This window comes from Erythrobacter sp. YT30, from assembly GCF_001542875.1.
In the GTDB taxonomy this organism is placed as follows: Bacteria; Pseudomonadota; Alphaproteobacteria; order Sphingomonadales; family Sphingomonadaceae; genus Erythrobacter.
Map to the genome: position 1 here is coordinate 891659 of NZ_LMAF01000002.1, position 14345 is coordinate 906003.

The following is a 14345-nucleotide window of genomic DNA, read 5'->3' on the forward strand; positions in this document are numbered from 1 at the left end:
AAACGGAAATCCCATGATGAAAAAACTGAGTTGCGACTGCTGTCAGGCGACCATGCAGATTGTCGGGGACCATAAAGGGTTTCAACACTTTCGATGCCCCGAATGCAATTATGAGCGCTTCAAGAGTCACGAAGCAGTGCAATCGTCCGATTATGAAGAAGACATGGACTACCTTGATGACATTTCTGTCTATCCATCCGTGGATGACAGGATTTTATGGCATCATAAACACGCTCTACAATTGCTAAGGGACTGTAACGATAATGCGTTGCGCGTTTTAGACGTGGGTTGTTTCGATGGGTTTTTTGTACGCAAATTAAAAGACCATGGGATTGAAGCTTATGGGATCGATTTCAATCGCAAAGCAATTGCTGATGGTGCAGAGAGGTTTTCGCTCGAGGATCGGCTTTCCACCAAAACCACACAAGAGATCCTGGCGGAAGGTGGACGATTTGATGCCGTGACAATGTTCGAAGTGATTGAGCACCTCGAAGACTTTCAACAAGTATTGAAAGACTGCAAGTCACTACTGAAGCCAGGCGGCCTCTTCATTATCTCAGCACCAAATAACGATATGAGCTGGCGGCCACCGCTCGATTACCCTCCACACCACTTGTCTCGCTTTTCGCCAAAGTCGCTCGATAAATTGGTCCAAAAACATGGTTTAAGGCCTCTGGCAACGATAGAGCAGGCTAGTTTGTATGATCTAATTCGTCATTTTGTGGGGCTGAGGTTTCGCAATAATGATGCAGATAGCCTCAGGGGGGGGGAGTTTAAAAACAGGAAACTCGTAGACCCTTTGCGCAAATTTGCAACGCGTTCGAAATGGATAGCTTACCAGCTCGTAAGCCCCATCGACAAAATTCTACACCTTTTCGGTTTTAGGTATATCGGGCAAATTATGATAGCAGAAAACCCTAAGAGTTAATATGAAAGTAGCAGTATTGGGCACAGTCGGCGTGCCAAGTGCGTATGGCGGATTCGAAACACTCGCAGAAAATTTGGTCGTATTTCATGACGAGCACGAGACTGGTTTAGAATTAACCGTATACTGCTCTGCCAATTCATTCGAAACGCGCCCTCCCTCTTATCGATCAGCCAAACTTCAATACATTCACCTTGATGCAAATGGGGTGCAGTCGATATTTTATGATGCGGTCAGTCTTATTGACGCTGTCCTACGCGGCCACCGACGAATACTCCTTTTGGGAGTCTCAGGAGCGATCGCCCTGCCTCTTATTCGGGTCGTGCCAGGAATCAGGATCATAACGAATGTCGATGGGATAGAATGGAAAAGGGCAAAATGGAACAAACTCGCGAAACAGTATCTGCGCCTAGCGGAGAGGATAGCCGTCTGGGCCTCTCATGTTGTGATTGCAGATAACCAAGGCATCGCTTGCTATCTAGACCGAGCATATCGGTGCGAAGCGAAATTTATTCCATATGGCGGCGATCATACGAACGCTCCGAAGTCGCCGGATACTCAGTTCGAATACCTACCCCGCGAATTCGCATTAAGCCTCTGCAGAATAGAGCCAGAAAACAACATCAATCTCATTCTAGAAGCATTCACTACGAGCGAAATGCCGCTTGTGTTTGTAGGGAACTGGGACCGTTCAGAGTATGGTCGGGAACTCAAAAAGCGGTACTCTGAATATCCAAATATCGAGATACTTGATCCAATCTATGACCAAGATTCTTTGCATTCCCTACGAAGGCGCGCGAAAATGTATGTGCATGGCCACTCTGCGGGCGGAACTAATCCAGCCCTTGTAGAGATGATGCACTATGCAATCCCAGTCTTGGCATTTGATTGTGAATTCAATCGCTACACCACTGAAAATAGGGCTCTTTTTTTCGAAGATGTCCATCAACTCCGAACGATTGTGGAAGGCCTGACTTCGCAAGATGCTTCACAAGTTGGGACTGATATGGTCAAGATCGCGAAGCGCGCCTACACTTGGAAAGCAGTCGCCAGCGAGTATTTTTCGATCCTAAAGAGTTGAGTAAATTTCGAAAGCTTTGTATTTTTGCGTAGCTTTAGTCATTCAGTATTCAGCCTCGATGATTTTATCCACACTTCCTTTTTCAGGATCTTATCCATCGTACCTGAAAAGTGCGCAATATTGCTTAGAGCTGGCCGATATTCGATCACCGGCCATAGATCGCGAATGTTTGCCACCTGTAAAGAAGGCGCCATCAAGAAGATAGCTGTCGATAGCTAGGTTGACCGGTCAATCGAAGGAACAAAACAATTTATAGAGATCAAAACTATTGAGAGCCTCAATCTGTTCGAATCAAGTCGAAATTATATGATCGAAGTAAGGCAAACAGAACGATTTCTTCCATGATTTGACTAGGCCCTAATCATCTTCTTCGCGCGAGCAAAGAGTCATTTGATTTGGCGGTGATTATAAATAGCTGCACAGTCAATGACTGCCTAAATCTATTCTGCGAAAACATGATCCTTTAAAATCTCTAATAAAACAAACCAATTCGTCTGTTCAAACTATGTTGCTGCGCCAGTGATAAGCGAATGGTGGTAGGTTGACAAACACACCGATACTTCGCTTACCACCGCCAAGAAGGTGTCATTGAAAAGCATGCGTCATCGGTCCGGCGGTTTGCACTAGAAGGTTATTTTTCTTAATTCAGAGGCGGTAAGAGAAGAAAGATTCACGAATAAGGATCGACTCGCTTCCAATCCAATCTTTATCCGAAATGACGGGCAACGCCTCCTTTGATATCAATTGGATGAGCAGACGATAAAGACGATAAAACAGTCATGTATTTACTTGGACATAAGGACTGCCAGCGCCATTTCTAATAGAGAAAGGTGTGGGAAGATAATTTAGAACTGGACAGGATGCGATCATTCCCTTCGTGATGCTCAATTCAGCTCATCAGTGTGCCGTCTCTTGGAAAGATGGTTGCTTTCAACATCAGGGACGGCGGCCACGTCACGACTTTTATGAAGGGTGGCTTGTTGCTCCTAAGGTGTTCAAGGCCCAAGGGTGATGATAATGAGAAGGCCATGTTTCATATGGGCGCACGGGCACATCAACGTGAGAGAATTAGATACTTTCCAAAAGCCAACGCTTTGGCGAAGGGTTTTGCAGATAGGCAGTGTACAAATGGCCTTGCAATTGTTTGCAGCGCTGCTTTATCCAATTGTAGTGTGGGTTCCTATACGGGGGAATGATCCTCAAGATCCACTTTTGATAAACACCCTGTATGTATTGGCCATTGGCGCCGGAATGTCAGCATATGCACTGTCTCGGCTTAGAATCTACGCCAAGACTCGGCAGTTATCTTATTTCGTCCCAGTCAGTTTTCTGTCGTACGCCACAGTCCTATCGGGAATTGCAGTTTTGAGAACTGAATACTCAGCTTCTCTTTTCTTGTACGGTGTCGTTTCTGCCTGTCTGGTCAGTTATCTGCTTCTCGCGATCAGCAGAGGCGCTCAGCGAGCCCAATTTGTGATACCCGGTGGAAGATCGGACGAGATCCAACTCACTCAACAGTTCATTCCTGCACCCGATGTGCACGAGATGCAAAGCCTTGTTGAAGCCGACCGTATCGACGGCGCGATCATAGCTGACCTCCATTACGATCACCCCGATGAGTGGGAGCGGCTTTTTGCTAGAGCAGCCTTACGCGGCATTCCGGTCTATCACTATCGCCAGATCGCCGAAACGCAGAGCGGGCAGGTCAAGATCGACCATTTGAGTGAGAATGATCTTGGATCGCTGATCCCGAATGTACCCTATATGACGACCAAGCGGGCAGTCGATATCATTTCCTCATTGGTCATGATCCCGATTCTGCTCATTCCGTTTGCGATCATCGCGCTCGCAATTAAGCTTGATTCGCCTGGCAAGGCCATTTTCATTCAGGAACGAATGGGCTTTCGCGGCGAGACTTTCCGCATGATCAAATTTCGCACCATGCGAGAACGTCGTGTTGAAGATGAAGAAACTGCTCAACGCAACGATGCGATGACGCAGGCCGATGATGCCCGGATCACACGCTTGGGACGCTTTATGCGGCACACACGGATTGATGAGCTGCCGCAGATTTTCAACGTCTTAAAAGGCGAGATGAGCTGGATTGGTCCCCGGCCAGAAGCGGAATCTTTGTCGCGCTGGTATGAGAGCGAATTGCCGTTTTATTCCTATCGCCACATAGTTCGCCCCGGCATCACCGGTTGGGCACAGGTCAATCAGGGCCATGTTGTCGATGTGGAGGATGTTAACGCGAAATTGCGATATGACTTCTATTACGTGAAGAACATCTCGATGTGGCTCGATTTTCTCATCGTGCTCAAAACTGCGCGCGTTATCCTCACGGGATCGGGCGCCAAATAGACCGCCCTTTTTTGCCCTTCAAAAAACAAGAGAATCCCAGTGCGTACTGTTTTGATCACCGGCGCTGCCGGTTTTATCGGATACCACCTTGCTGACCTGCTCCTCTCGGAGGGATACCGCGTCGTCGGCTTTGACGGGATGACCGATTACTATGAAGTGGTGCTGAAAGAGCGTCGCTATCAGATGCTCAAGCAGAACCAGCACTTCACCGGGCATGTCGGTATGCTGGAGGACTTTGAAGCGCTGCATAAGCTGGCAATGGACGAAAAGCCAGATGTGATCGTCCATCTCGCCGCGCAAGCAGGCGTTCGCTACAGCCTTGAGAACCCGCGCGCTTATCTCGATTCCAATCTGGTTGGCACGTTTAACGTGATGGAGTGTGCACGCGAACTAGGCGTGCATCATCTGCTGATGGCATCAACCAGCTCAGTTTATGGCGCGAATGAAGAAATGCCGTTTGATGAACGCGAGAAATGCGACACGCAGCTCACATTCTATGCGGCTACCAAAAAAGCCAATGAAAGCATGGCGCATTCTTACGCGCACCTTTGGAACCTGCCGACCACCATGTTTCGCTTTTTTACGGTTTACGGGCCGTGGGGGCGTCCCGATATGGCTTTGTTCAAGTTTACCAAGGGCACGCTCGAAGGCACGCCGATCGATATCTACAACAATGGCGATATGTACCGCGACTTCACTTATGTTACCGATCTCGTCCGCGGGCTGTGCCTCCTTATCGAGGTTCCGCCAGTGCGCCCAGAAAGCGCGGAGGATATTCCAGAATGGGACTCGCTATCTCCTGCAGCCCCTTGGCGCGTCGTCAATATCGGCAATTCCGACAAGGTGCGGCTGATGGAATTTGTCACTGCGATTGAGCGTGAGTGCGGGCGTGAGGCAGTAAAGAACTTCATGCCGATGCAGAAAGGCGATGTGCCCGCTACATGGGCAGATGCGACACTTCTTAAAGAGCTAACCGGGTACGCACCGCAAACCGACGTCAATGAAGGCGTCAAGCAATTCGTCGCGTGGTATCGCGATTATTACGATGTGTGATAGCACGAGCTGATTGTGCAGACACCTTTGCTTTTGCGCTCAAAACGGTAAGGCATCGACTCACGGCAGGCAACGTTCTGCATTCTGTATCAACGGGACGATTTCATGAAAATTCTTGTCACAGGTGGCGCAGGCTTTATCGGCTCAGCGGTTGTCCGGCTCGCGATCAAACGGGGACACAGCGTCGTCAATCTCGACGCGCTTACCTATGCTGCTTGCCTTGAAAACCTCGCGTCGGTTTCGGATTCCTCGTCATACTTTTTCGAGCATGCTGACATTCGCGACCGCGAGGCGCTTGATCGAATTTTCAGACAGCATCGGCCTGATTGCGTCATGCACCTTGCAGCTGAAAGCCATGTTGACAGGTCAATCGATGGGCCTGGCGACTTCATGGAAACCAACATCCTTGGCACTTTCAAAATGCTTGAGGCGGCGCGCAAATTCTGGGTTGAGAACGACCAACCGGAAGGCTTTCGCTTTCATCATATCAGCACTGATGAAGTGTATGGATCTTTGCCCGATGATCCCGGCATCCAGTTTACCGAGGACACACCGTATGATCCGCGCAGCCCGTATTCCGCATCAAAAGCCAGCTCGGATCATTTAGCCCGCGCCTGGGCCGAGACCTATAACCTGCCGATCCTGGTTACAAATTGCTCTAACAATTACGGACCCTATCACTTCCCGGAAAAGCTCATTCCCGTCGTGATTATCAATGCTCTCGAAGGCAAGCCATTGCCGATCTATGGCGATGGCTCAAACGTGCGCGATTGGCTCTATGTCGAAGATCACGCTGATGCGCTTTTGACTGTGATCGAAAAAGGTCAGATTGGCCGGACCTATAACATTGGCGGCGAGAATGAATGCTCCAACCTTCAGCTGGTCGAAATGATTTGTGCGATTCTCGATGAGAAGCAGCCCCGCACGGATGGAGCAACTTACGCAGATCTCATCACATTTGTCACCGATCGGCCGGGACACGATGCTCGCTATGCAATTGATCCGACGCGGATCAGAACAGAACTAGGCTGGCGACCGTCCATGACGGTCGAGGAAGGTTTGGAAAAGACTGTTCAGTGGTATCTAGACAATGAAGATTGGTGGAGGCCACTTCTGGACCGCAAGGGTGTCGGCAAACGGTTGGGAACGGGCAAGGCTTAGGTCTAAGCGCAGTCCGATTGCCCTAACAATCGTTGATCCCTAATTTGGGCCAAGCCTTCGTGCAGCCTCAATAATCCTGGTCAGGCTCTTCAGCTGGAGGGCCGACAACAGGCTGCGAAGAAGGTTGCGGCTCAGCACCTGACTGGCCTGGAGGTGGCAACGTAGCCCGGTAGACAGGGGCCTCATCACCAGCCGGTTCAGCTGCGGCATCACCGCTTGCTTCGACTTCTCCGGGAAGCGGGGCGCTGCGTTCACGCTCCAGCCGCTCAAGGTATTCACGCTCGATCTGCTCAACGCGGCTTTGTTCGGCGGCTGCATCATCATCAATGGTCGAAAGACGCGCCTGACGCTCTTGCTCAATCAGTTGTGCAAAGCGGACGTTCTCACCCTCGGAGCGATCCTTATACGCTGCATCGATCAGTTTTTGTGTACATCCCGTGAAGCCACCAGCGCCTGTCGGGCTGCACGACATGGTGCCAAAGGCGCCGACGTAGCGGATCTTCTCAACACTGCGGACGGGTGAGATGTTTTGCGGAGAATCACTGTTCCGCAAGTTTTGCGGGATGCGATAGCGATCTGCCTCGACGAGGATTTCGCAAACGACGATCTCGCCTTCTTCGCTAGCCTCGGGGCATTCATCCTCGCTGTAGGCGATTACCATGTTGATCCGATCGCCGCCCTTATCCTGCGCCGCAGCGGGGGAGGCAAAGGCGATTGCTGGCAGAGTGGCTAGAGCCAAAAAGCGGGCGGGGGTGAGCATTGGATCAATCCTTTAATGCGCGCGGGATCAGACCCCGGGCGATTTTCATATCATGTATCCAGCCATGCGTGAATGCCGACTGAAGAGTGGAGGCACTCCCTCCTCAAACCCTCTCACTAACCTTGATGGCGATCCGGCAACCCAGCTTGATCGCGCCGGAAAGCAGCGGATAAGCGGGCGCTTGTTCTGCTCCATTGGCGAGCGCTGCATCGCGGTGTTCGCGTTCATCCTCACGGAATTCCTCGATCATTTCGGCGAGTTCTGGATCCGAATTGGTCTCCATCAGACGGTCGAGCTGCTCCGAATAATGCTTGTCGATTTCTTCTTCGACGGCTGCGGTGCAAGCCATCGCCGCTTCGGGGCCGAGTAAAGCTGTGCCTGCGCCCAGGGCGTATCCAGCCGCCGACCAGAACGGCTGCAAAGCGGTTGGGCGCACGCGGCGCTCTGCCATGAACGCATCAAAGCGAGCGCGGTGTCCCTCTTCCTGTTCGGCCATGTGGCGGATTTCGGCCGAATGCGGGCCGCGATCGCCCATCACAGCCAGCTGGCCTTCGTAAATCTTGGTCGCGCCAAATTCGCCGGCCTGATCGACGCGGATCATGCGGTGGAGTTCATCGCGGTCCATACTGTCATCCTTGTTTTTGCGTTTATTTCTTTGCGCTTGAGACCAAGATGGCGATCCCACCCAGACAAGAAAAGAGGAAATTGTATCCGGCGAGCGAAATTCCAAACAGGCTCCATGGCGCAACATCGCAGCGCACAAGCGGCGCAGCGCTTGGGTCCATCACATCAATGCTGCTGGGCAAGGACGCGCACCCGGTTATGCCTTCCCACCACCCATATTCAACGCCAGCGTGAAACGCGCCGATTAGACCTGACGTGATTATCGCGATTGCCGCCAGGATGGTCCAGATGCGAGGGCCGGGCGCTACAAAGGCGAGCACGCCAAACCCCAATGCGGCGAAATGCGGCCAGCGCTGCCACCAGCACATTTCGCACGGATAAAGCCCAAAACCGTACTCGGAGATGTACGCGCCGCCCAGCAATGCAGCAGGGATCGCAAGCGCGAGCGTTCGTGCAAGAGTAAGGCCAGCCATGTCCGCCCCGATAGCCGGGTTACTTGCGGATCGCTACCGAGCTTTTGGTTGTCCGGCGAAGAGTTTCCAATGCGTAATGCAGCTGAAAATCCTCGATGCCTTTTTCTTCCAATTGCTCTGCGGTTTGCTGGAAGCGCGGATCATCGATTGTATCGTCCTCCAGCTCCTCATCCTTGATGCCGAGTTCATTGATGAGGTGGCCGCGCAGATCGCTTTCACGCGTCTGATACTTCGCGCGCAATGCCATGTCAGGATCGGACAATTGCGGCACGGTGATATCAGGCTTGATCCCGCCTTCCTGAACCGAATGGCCCGCTGGCGTAAAATAGCGTGCCGTCGTCAGCTTGAGTGCGGCATCAGACCCCAATGGCAGCAGCGACTGCACAGAGCCCTTACCAAAGCTGCGCTCCCCCATGATCAGCGCGCGGCGATGATCTTGCAGGGCGCCGGCGACAATTTCCGAAGCCGAGGCCGAACCAGCATCGATCAACACAATCACCGGAATACCCTCGGCCATATCGCCGCGGAAAACGGTTTCTGCGTCATAGAGCAGCGTCTCACCACGAGCGCGTCCGCGCTGCGACACAATACGACCTTTATCGAGGAAGAGATCGGACAGAGCGACCGCTTCGTCCAAGCTGCCGCCCGGATTTGAGCGCAGATCGAGCACCAGACCGCTCAACCGGCCTGTCGCCTCGGTCTTGATCGCATCATAGGCGCGATAGACATCGGCGCCCACATCAGCGGAGAATTCGTTGACGGTGATGACACCGATATTCCCGCTCGCGAGTTCGTGCGTCACCGGCTCAAGCTCGATAACGCCGCGTGTCACGTCAACTTCGAACGGTTCATCGCGGCCCGGGCGGAAGACGGTCAACTGAATGGATGTGCCGGCTTTTCCGCGCATGCGCGCAACCGCGTCATCAAGCTCCCCGCCATAGATGAGTTCGCCATCCAGATGCGTGATATAATCGCCAGCTTTCAGCCCCGCCTCATCGGCGGGCGAACCGCGAAACGGCGAAATGATCTTTACCGCGCCATCTTCCTGCACGACCGAGAGGCCGAGCCCTGAATAATTGCCGTCAATCAGAGTTTCGAGCCGCTGGAGATCGCTACCATCGAGATAGCCTGAATGCGGATCAAGCGCTGCGAGCATCCCGTCAATCGCGCCGCGCACCAACACATCATCTTCGACAGGCTCAACATAGTTCGCCTTGATCCGCTGATAGGTCGCGAAGAGTTTGGCGAATTCTGGACCGGCACGACCGTCGACTTGCGCCATAGTTGTGGTGGTTGCAGGGATCAGGGCAACGGCTGTCACAAGAGCAGCTGTGCGAGCGATAGCAGCAATTTTCATAAAGCGGGCGAGGCTCCTTTCAGTGCAAAATGCTATAGGCAAAGAAGCATGAACGCCAGATTATAACGCTGGGGCGTGGTTGGTGCGGTCCTAAATGGTACAGTTGGGGCGCGAAATATCTGATCTTTTTGCGATGTAACAGATGACCTTCAGCTTGATTATCGCATCAATTCCAATGGGTTGACCGTATCGCCATCCTGTCGAACCTCAACTGAAACAATCGGGTCGCTGCGCGCTGCAATTCCCAGCGGACTGCCTGCAATAACGCTGGCGCCAACGCCCACATCAATCCGGCCCATGCCGGTTACGAGGCTGGTCCACCCATTTTCATGTTCAATAATCACGATTCGATCATAGCCGCGATAAGGCCCGGCAAAGACGATCCGGCCGCTCGCCGGCGCGACAACTTGCGCACCGGGCGAGGGAACGAGGGCGATGCCATTGCTGGGCAGGCCGCTTGTACCGCGCTCTCCAAATCCCGCCAATGTCCGCCCCTGCACGGGAAGCTGGAATGGCGATGGCGCAGCGCCGTTCTGCGGCGCTTGCGTTGGATCAGGGGCAGGATCTTCTATGGCGGTGTCCGATGGCGCAGCACTGAGATTGGCGGGGCGAATTTTGGGGCCGGGCAGGGCGGCAAGTTCGCGGCGAAGCTTGGCATTGTTGTCCAGCCGATCAATCAGACCATCGAGATCGCGCGCCTCCTCTGCGAGAGCCAAGGCGCGCTCGTTTTCGCGCACAGCATTGGAGCGCGCGTTTTGGGAGGCGAGCCTTTGCTGTTCTTCGATTGCAGCCAATTCAACGCGGCGTTGCTGTAATTCCACCTCGGCTTGGCGAACACTGCCCAAAGCATCGGCGGCGTCCTGTTCGGCGACTTTGCCACGCTCCAATTCGCTGCGCAGATCGCTCGTCCGGCTACGAATTTCAGGGACCGCGGTGGCTAGAACCGCGCGGACGTAGACGAGGTCTTTAAGGCTGCCTGGCTGAAGCGCAGAAAGCGTGACGGGCCTGCGCGATGTGGTTTGCAAGGCGCTCGTCAGCCGTACGAGGGGTTCTCTCCTTTCTGCTAGACGTGCCGAAATCGCCTGTCGCCGCGCCTGGGCGAGGGAATAGCGGGCCTGCGCCGCCGTAATGTCGGCTTCTGATTGTTGGACACGGGCGGCAAGCGCTGCAGCCTCGCGCGCCGCTTTATCGGCTGCTTCGATGGCCTCGTCTGCCTCCGCTTGCAGGCGCGCTGCACGCTCTTCTGCGCGCGCGCTTTCCTTTGTCGCGCGCTCCAGTTCGGAAGCTGCCGTTTCGGGATCGGTCAGCGTAATGGCGCTGCGCTGCGAATAAGCGCTCGGTATGGCGAGCATTAAGCCTGCTATTCCGGCGAGCAATGCTGGGACAATAAAGCGCTGCATGGCCCTATCCTGCCCGATGATAGGGGTGACCAGCAAGAATGCTGGTGGCGCGGTAGAGCTGCTCCATCAACATCGCGCGAGCCATCAGATGCGGCCATGTTGCTGGGCCAAACGCATACAAGAGATCGGCTTGGGCGCGTTCTTCATTGCTGTGCCCATCGGCGGCCCCAATCACAAAGCGCGCCTCGCGAATGCCATCATCGCGCCAGCGACCCAGGATTTGCGCAAACTCCTCAGACGGCAAAGCTTTGCCGCGCTCATCAAGCAGCACAGTGCGGTGCGGGGTCTGCGGGTCCGGTATCCGGCCACCTGTCTCAGGCAATTCAGTCAATTTGGTGGCCCAGGTGATCCGCTTGTCATAACGCGCGACAAGCTCCGCCTCGGGTGAACGAGCAATCTTTCCGCGAGCGATGATATGGAGGAGAATCTTGCTTCACCATCGGCCTTGTACCAATCGGGGCGCGAAGCGGACCGCAAGGCCGACCGGCCGCCCGCAGCGATGCGGCCTTCAGGCCGCGTGAGCGAGGAGATCGCACCCCGGATGGGGCGCGTAAAACTAAGAAACCTTCGCCTCGCCACTCTCAAACGACCACATACGTTCAAGGTTGTAGAAGCTGCGCACTTCGGGGCGGAACAGGTGTACCACCACATCGCCTGCATCGATCAGCACCCAGTCCGCTGCTGGCAAACCTTCGACGCGTGCAGGGCCAAAGCCTGCCTGCTTCACTTTTTCGGCAAGCTTTTGCGCCATTGAGGCGACCTGACGCGTCGAGCGACCGCTCGCAATCACCATGTAATCGGCAATTGAGCTTTTGCCCTCAAGCGGGATGGAAACGACTTCTTGCGCCTGATCATCGTCCAATTGCGCAAGCACAAGATCGTGCAGACTGTTTTCACTCATATTGATTCTGCGCATAGCGGGATTTGCTCCCTGTTGCGACATTTGCGTGGGCGTTACGCCTGATAGCTGCGTCATAGCTAAGCATTTATCTCCCAATCGCAGCGAAAATGGACCGAACACTCAGGCTCCCCGAACGGACAAAAGCCTGAGAGATACCGCGCATTATGCGCTCTCTCCTTCGGTCTTACCCAAGGGATCATCGCTGCCTGAAAGTTTGCGGAATGTGAGGCGATCACGTGGGGCCGCGCCCTGATATTGCAAGGCCCAGTCGCTGTTTTCACGGCGAATGGCCGTGGCCGAGCGAGCATCCGGATCGAAACGCATGAACACCAGTGCCGGCGTCTCCATTTTGCGCTTTTTCCTAAAGCTGGCAGCAGACACCTGATAGCGCCTGAGCCAGGCCATGGCGGGGCTCGTCATGGCATCTGCATTATATCCCGGCCTTGCAATCACTGCAATCGGCACGGCTCTCGCAATGTCGCGCCAATCCTTCCATTGATGGAATTGGGCAAGGTTGTCAGAGCCCATAAGCCACACAAATTGGCGGGTTTTATAGCGATTTTTGAGCTTCTTGAGAGTTTCCACAGTGTAGCGGGTTTGAAGCTGTTTCTCGATCGCCGTCGGAACAATTGGCGCGCGCCTAGCCATCTCTTCTGCTGACCTTAATCGAGCCGCCATCGGAGCCATTCCGGCCTTTTGCTTGAGGGGATTTCCCGGCGAAACGAGCCACCACACCTCGTCCAATCCCAGCGCTTCAATCGAGAAAAGGGTTATACGGCGATGCCCGCCATGCGCAGGATTGAAACTGCCTCCCAAAAGGCCAATTCGGCGCGAGACCATCGGGCCGGTCAGGGCCTGATCTGTCCGGAACCGCGCACGATCCATTTGTACGTCGTCAGCCCCTCCAGAGCCACGGGCCCGCGCGCATGCAAACGCCCTGTGGCAATGCCGATTTCTGCACCGAGGCCAAATTCTCCGCCGTCAGCGAACTGGGTCGAGGCATTGTGCATCACAATCGCGCTGTCGACGTCGGCAAAGAAATGCGCCGCTGCGGCATCATCTTCGGTGATGATCGCATCTGTGTGATTGGAAGAATGCCGCTCAATATGCTGAGTTGCCGCCTCAATATCATCGACAATCGCCACCGAAACCACGGATTCGAGATATTCGGTGTCCCAATCATTCGCGCTGACTGGCGTGACGCGCGGATCAAGCGCGGCGATCCGCTCATCCCCGCGCACTTCGCATCCTGCATCAAGCAGATCGGCGACAATGGCCTTTGGATCAGAAAAACCCGCATCCATCAGCAGTGTCTCCATCGCCCCGCAAACGCCTGTTCGGCGCATCTTCGCGTTAAGCGCAATGGCGCGCGCCATTTCTGGATCAGCAGCGGAATGGATGTATGTGTGGCAAATGCCGTCAAGATGCGCGAGGACTGGCACGCGCGCGTCCCGTTGCACCCGCTCCACCAGCGAGCGGCCACCGCGCGGTATGATCATGTCAATGAGGCCGTGCGCTGTCAGCATGGCGCCAACGGCTGCGCGGTCCTGCGTGGGCATAAGCTGCACCGCATCGGCGGGCACACCGGCTTTGCCAAATCCTTCGAGTAAAGCTGCGTGAATGGCACGGTTGGAATTCACCGCTTCACTTCCGCCACGCAAAAGCACAGCATTGCCGGTGCGCACACACAGCGCCGCCGTGTCGGCCGTGACGTTGGGGCGGCTTTCATAGATGATGCCGATTAACCCGATAGGCACTCGAATGCGCGATAGCTCTAACCCATTTGGCGGTTCAGTCTTATCGATAATTTGACCGACCGGATCGGGAAGCGCGGCAATCGCATCAAGTCCACTCGCAATTCCATCAACTCGAGCAGGATCCAGCGTCAATCGATCAAGCATGGCGCCCGAAAGCCCGCTCGCTTTGCCAGCCTCTACGTCGATTGCGTTGGCAGCAAGTATTGCATCGCGATTTTCGCGAAGACTTTCTGCTGCAAAGACAAGAGCTTGTACGCGTTTCTCGCTCGAAAGAGCTGCCAATGGACGCTGGGCGGCGCGACCCTTTCGCGAAAGAGCCAAAACGAGTTCTTCGGGGTCCAAAGCGGTGTTTAGATCAGGGTGCGATTGCGTTGCCATAACTCCGGTTAGCAGGATCAAACCACGATGTCAGTCAAGTCGTGCAGGCTTTGTTGCAGCTGAACATTAGTGCGGCAGCTTGTCGCGAGTTTCCGCGTAGATCCCCCGATCATT

At 54.3% G+C, this 14345-nt stretch carries 14 protein-coding genes; 5 read left to right on the forward strand and 9 right to left on the reverse strand.

The genetic code is table 11. The features are described 5' to 3' along the window. Window positions 1-13: 13 nt before the first annotated feature. The 5 genes from AUC45_RS08875 to rfbB all read left to right on the forward strand — a co-directional run bounded on the left by AUC45_RS08875 (window position 14) and on the right by rfbB (window position 6581). On the forward strand, window positions 14-928 hold the full coding sequence (locus AUC45_RS08875) for a bifunctional 2-polyprenyl-6-hydroxyphenol methylase/3-demethylubiquinol 3-O-methyltransferase UbiG (RefSeq protein ID WP_067601238.1): 915 nt from the start codon (window positions 14-16) through the stop codon (window positions 926-928). A gap of 1 nt (window position 929) precedes the next feature. Beyond that, on the forward strand, window positions 930-2006 hold the full coding sequence (locus AUC45_RS08880; protein ID WP_067601241.1) for a DUF1972 domain-containing protein: 1077 nt from the start codon (window positions 930-932) through the stop codon (window positions 2004-2006). A gap of 1473 nt (window positions 2007-3479) precedes the next feature. Next, complete coding sequence (locus AUC45_RS08885) at window positions 3480-4367, forward strand: exopolysaccharide biosynthesis polyprenyl glycosylphosphotransferase (protein WP_197409536.1); 888 nt, start codon at window positions 3480-3482, stop codon at window positions 4365-4367. Window positions 4368-4406: 39 nt separating this feature from the next. Beyond that, the gene (locus AUC45_RS08890) at window positions 4407-5420 is read left to right on the forward strand and encodes an SDR family NAD(P)-dependent oxidoreductase (protein ID WP_067601248.1); all 1014 of its coding nucleotides are present in this window, start codon (window positions 4407-4409) and stop codon (window positions 5418-5420) included. A gap of 105 nt (window positions 5421-5525) precedes the next feature. Beyond that, window positions 5526-6581, forward strand: a complete 1056-nt coding sequence (gene rfbB / locus AUC45_RS08895; RefSeq protein ID WP_067601251.1) for a dTDP-glucose 4,6-dehydratase — start codon at window positions 5526-5528, stop codon at window positions 6579-6581. 67 nt (window positions 6582-6648) lie between these two features. Here the strand turns inward: rfbB and AUC45_RS08900 are convergent, their stop codons facing one another. The 9 genes from AUC45_RS08900 to AUC45_RS08940 form a co-directional block, all read right to left on the reverse strand. Then, window positions 6649-7341 (reverse strand): hypothetical protein, encoded by a 693-nt coding sequence (locus tag AUC45_RS08900; RefSeq protein WP_233998628.1) that lies wholly within the window; start codon window positions 7339-7341, stop codon window positions 6649-6651. A gap of 103 nt (window positions 7342-7444) precedes the next feature. Continuing rightward, on the reverse strand, window positions 7445-7966 hold the full coding sequence (locus tag AUC45_RS08905) for a demethoxyubiquinone hydroxylase family protein (RefSeq protein ID WP_067601254.1): 522 nt from the start codon (window positions 7964-7966) through the stop codon (window positions 7445-7447). A 22-nt stretch (window positions 7967-7988) separates the two neighbouring features. Then, window positions 7989-8438: a disulfide bond formation protein B gene (locus AUC45_RS08910; RefSeq protein WP_067601257.1), complete on the reverse strand. Its 450-nt coding sequence runs from the start codon at window positions 8436-8438 to the stop codon at window positions 7989-7991. A gap of 19 nt (window positions 8439-8457) precedes the next feature. Continuing rightward, on the reverse strand, window positions 8458-9795 hold the full coding sequence (locus AUC45_RS08915; protein WP_067601260.1) for a S41 family peptidase: 1338 nt from the start codon (window positions 9793-9795) through the stop codon (window positions 8458-8460). A gap of 158 nt (window positions 9796-9953) precedes the next feature. Further along, a complete protein-coding gene (locus tag AUC45_RS08920) occupies window positions 9954-11195 on the reverse strand; it encodes a murein hydrolase activator EnvC (protein ID WP_067601263.1) in 1242 nt (413 codons plus the stop codon). Between the two features lie 4 nt (window positions 11196-11199). Continuing rightward, window positions 11200-11622, reverse strand: coding sequence for a 23S rRNA (pseudouridine(1915)-N(3))-methyltransferase RlmH (locus tag AUC45_RS08925; RefSeq protein ID WP_067601266.1), 423 nt, complete (start codon window positions 11620-11622; stop codon window positions 11200-11202). 129 nt (window positions 11623-11751) lie between these two features. Further along, on the reverse strand, window positions 11752-12111 hold the full coding sequence (gene rsfS / locus AUC45_RS08930) for a ribosome silencing factor (RefSeq protein ID WP_156423800.1): 360 nt from the start codon (window positions 12109-12111) through the stop codon (window positions 11752-11754). A gap of 147 nt (window positions 12112-12258) precedes the next feature. Further along, complete coding sequence (locus tag AUC45_RS08935) at window positions 12259-12981, reverse strand: nicotinate-nucleotide adenylyltransferase (protein WP_067601269.1); 723 nt, start codon at window positions 12979-12981, stop codon at window positions 12259-12261. After that, a complete protein-coding gene (locus tag AUC45_RS08940) occupies window positions 12945-14231 on the reverse strand; it encodes a glutamate-5-semialdehyde dehydrogenase (RefSeq protein WP_067601272.1) in 1287 nt (428 codons plus the stop codon). Before AUC45_RS08940 ends, AUC45_RS08935 begins: the two co-directional genes overlap by 37 nt. Window positions 14232-14345 lie beyond the last annotated feature (114 nt).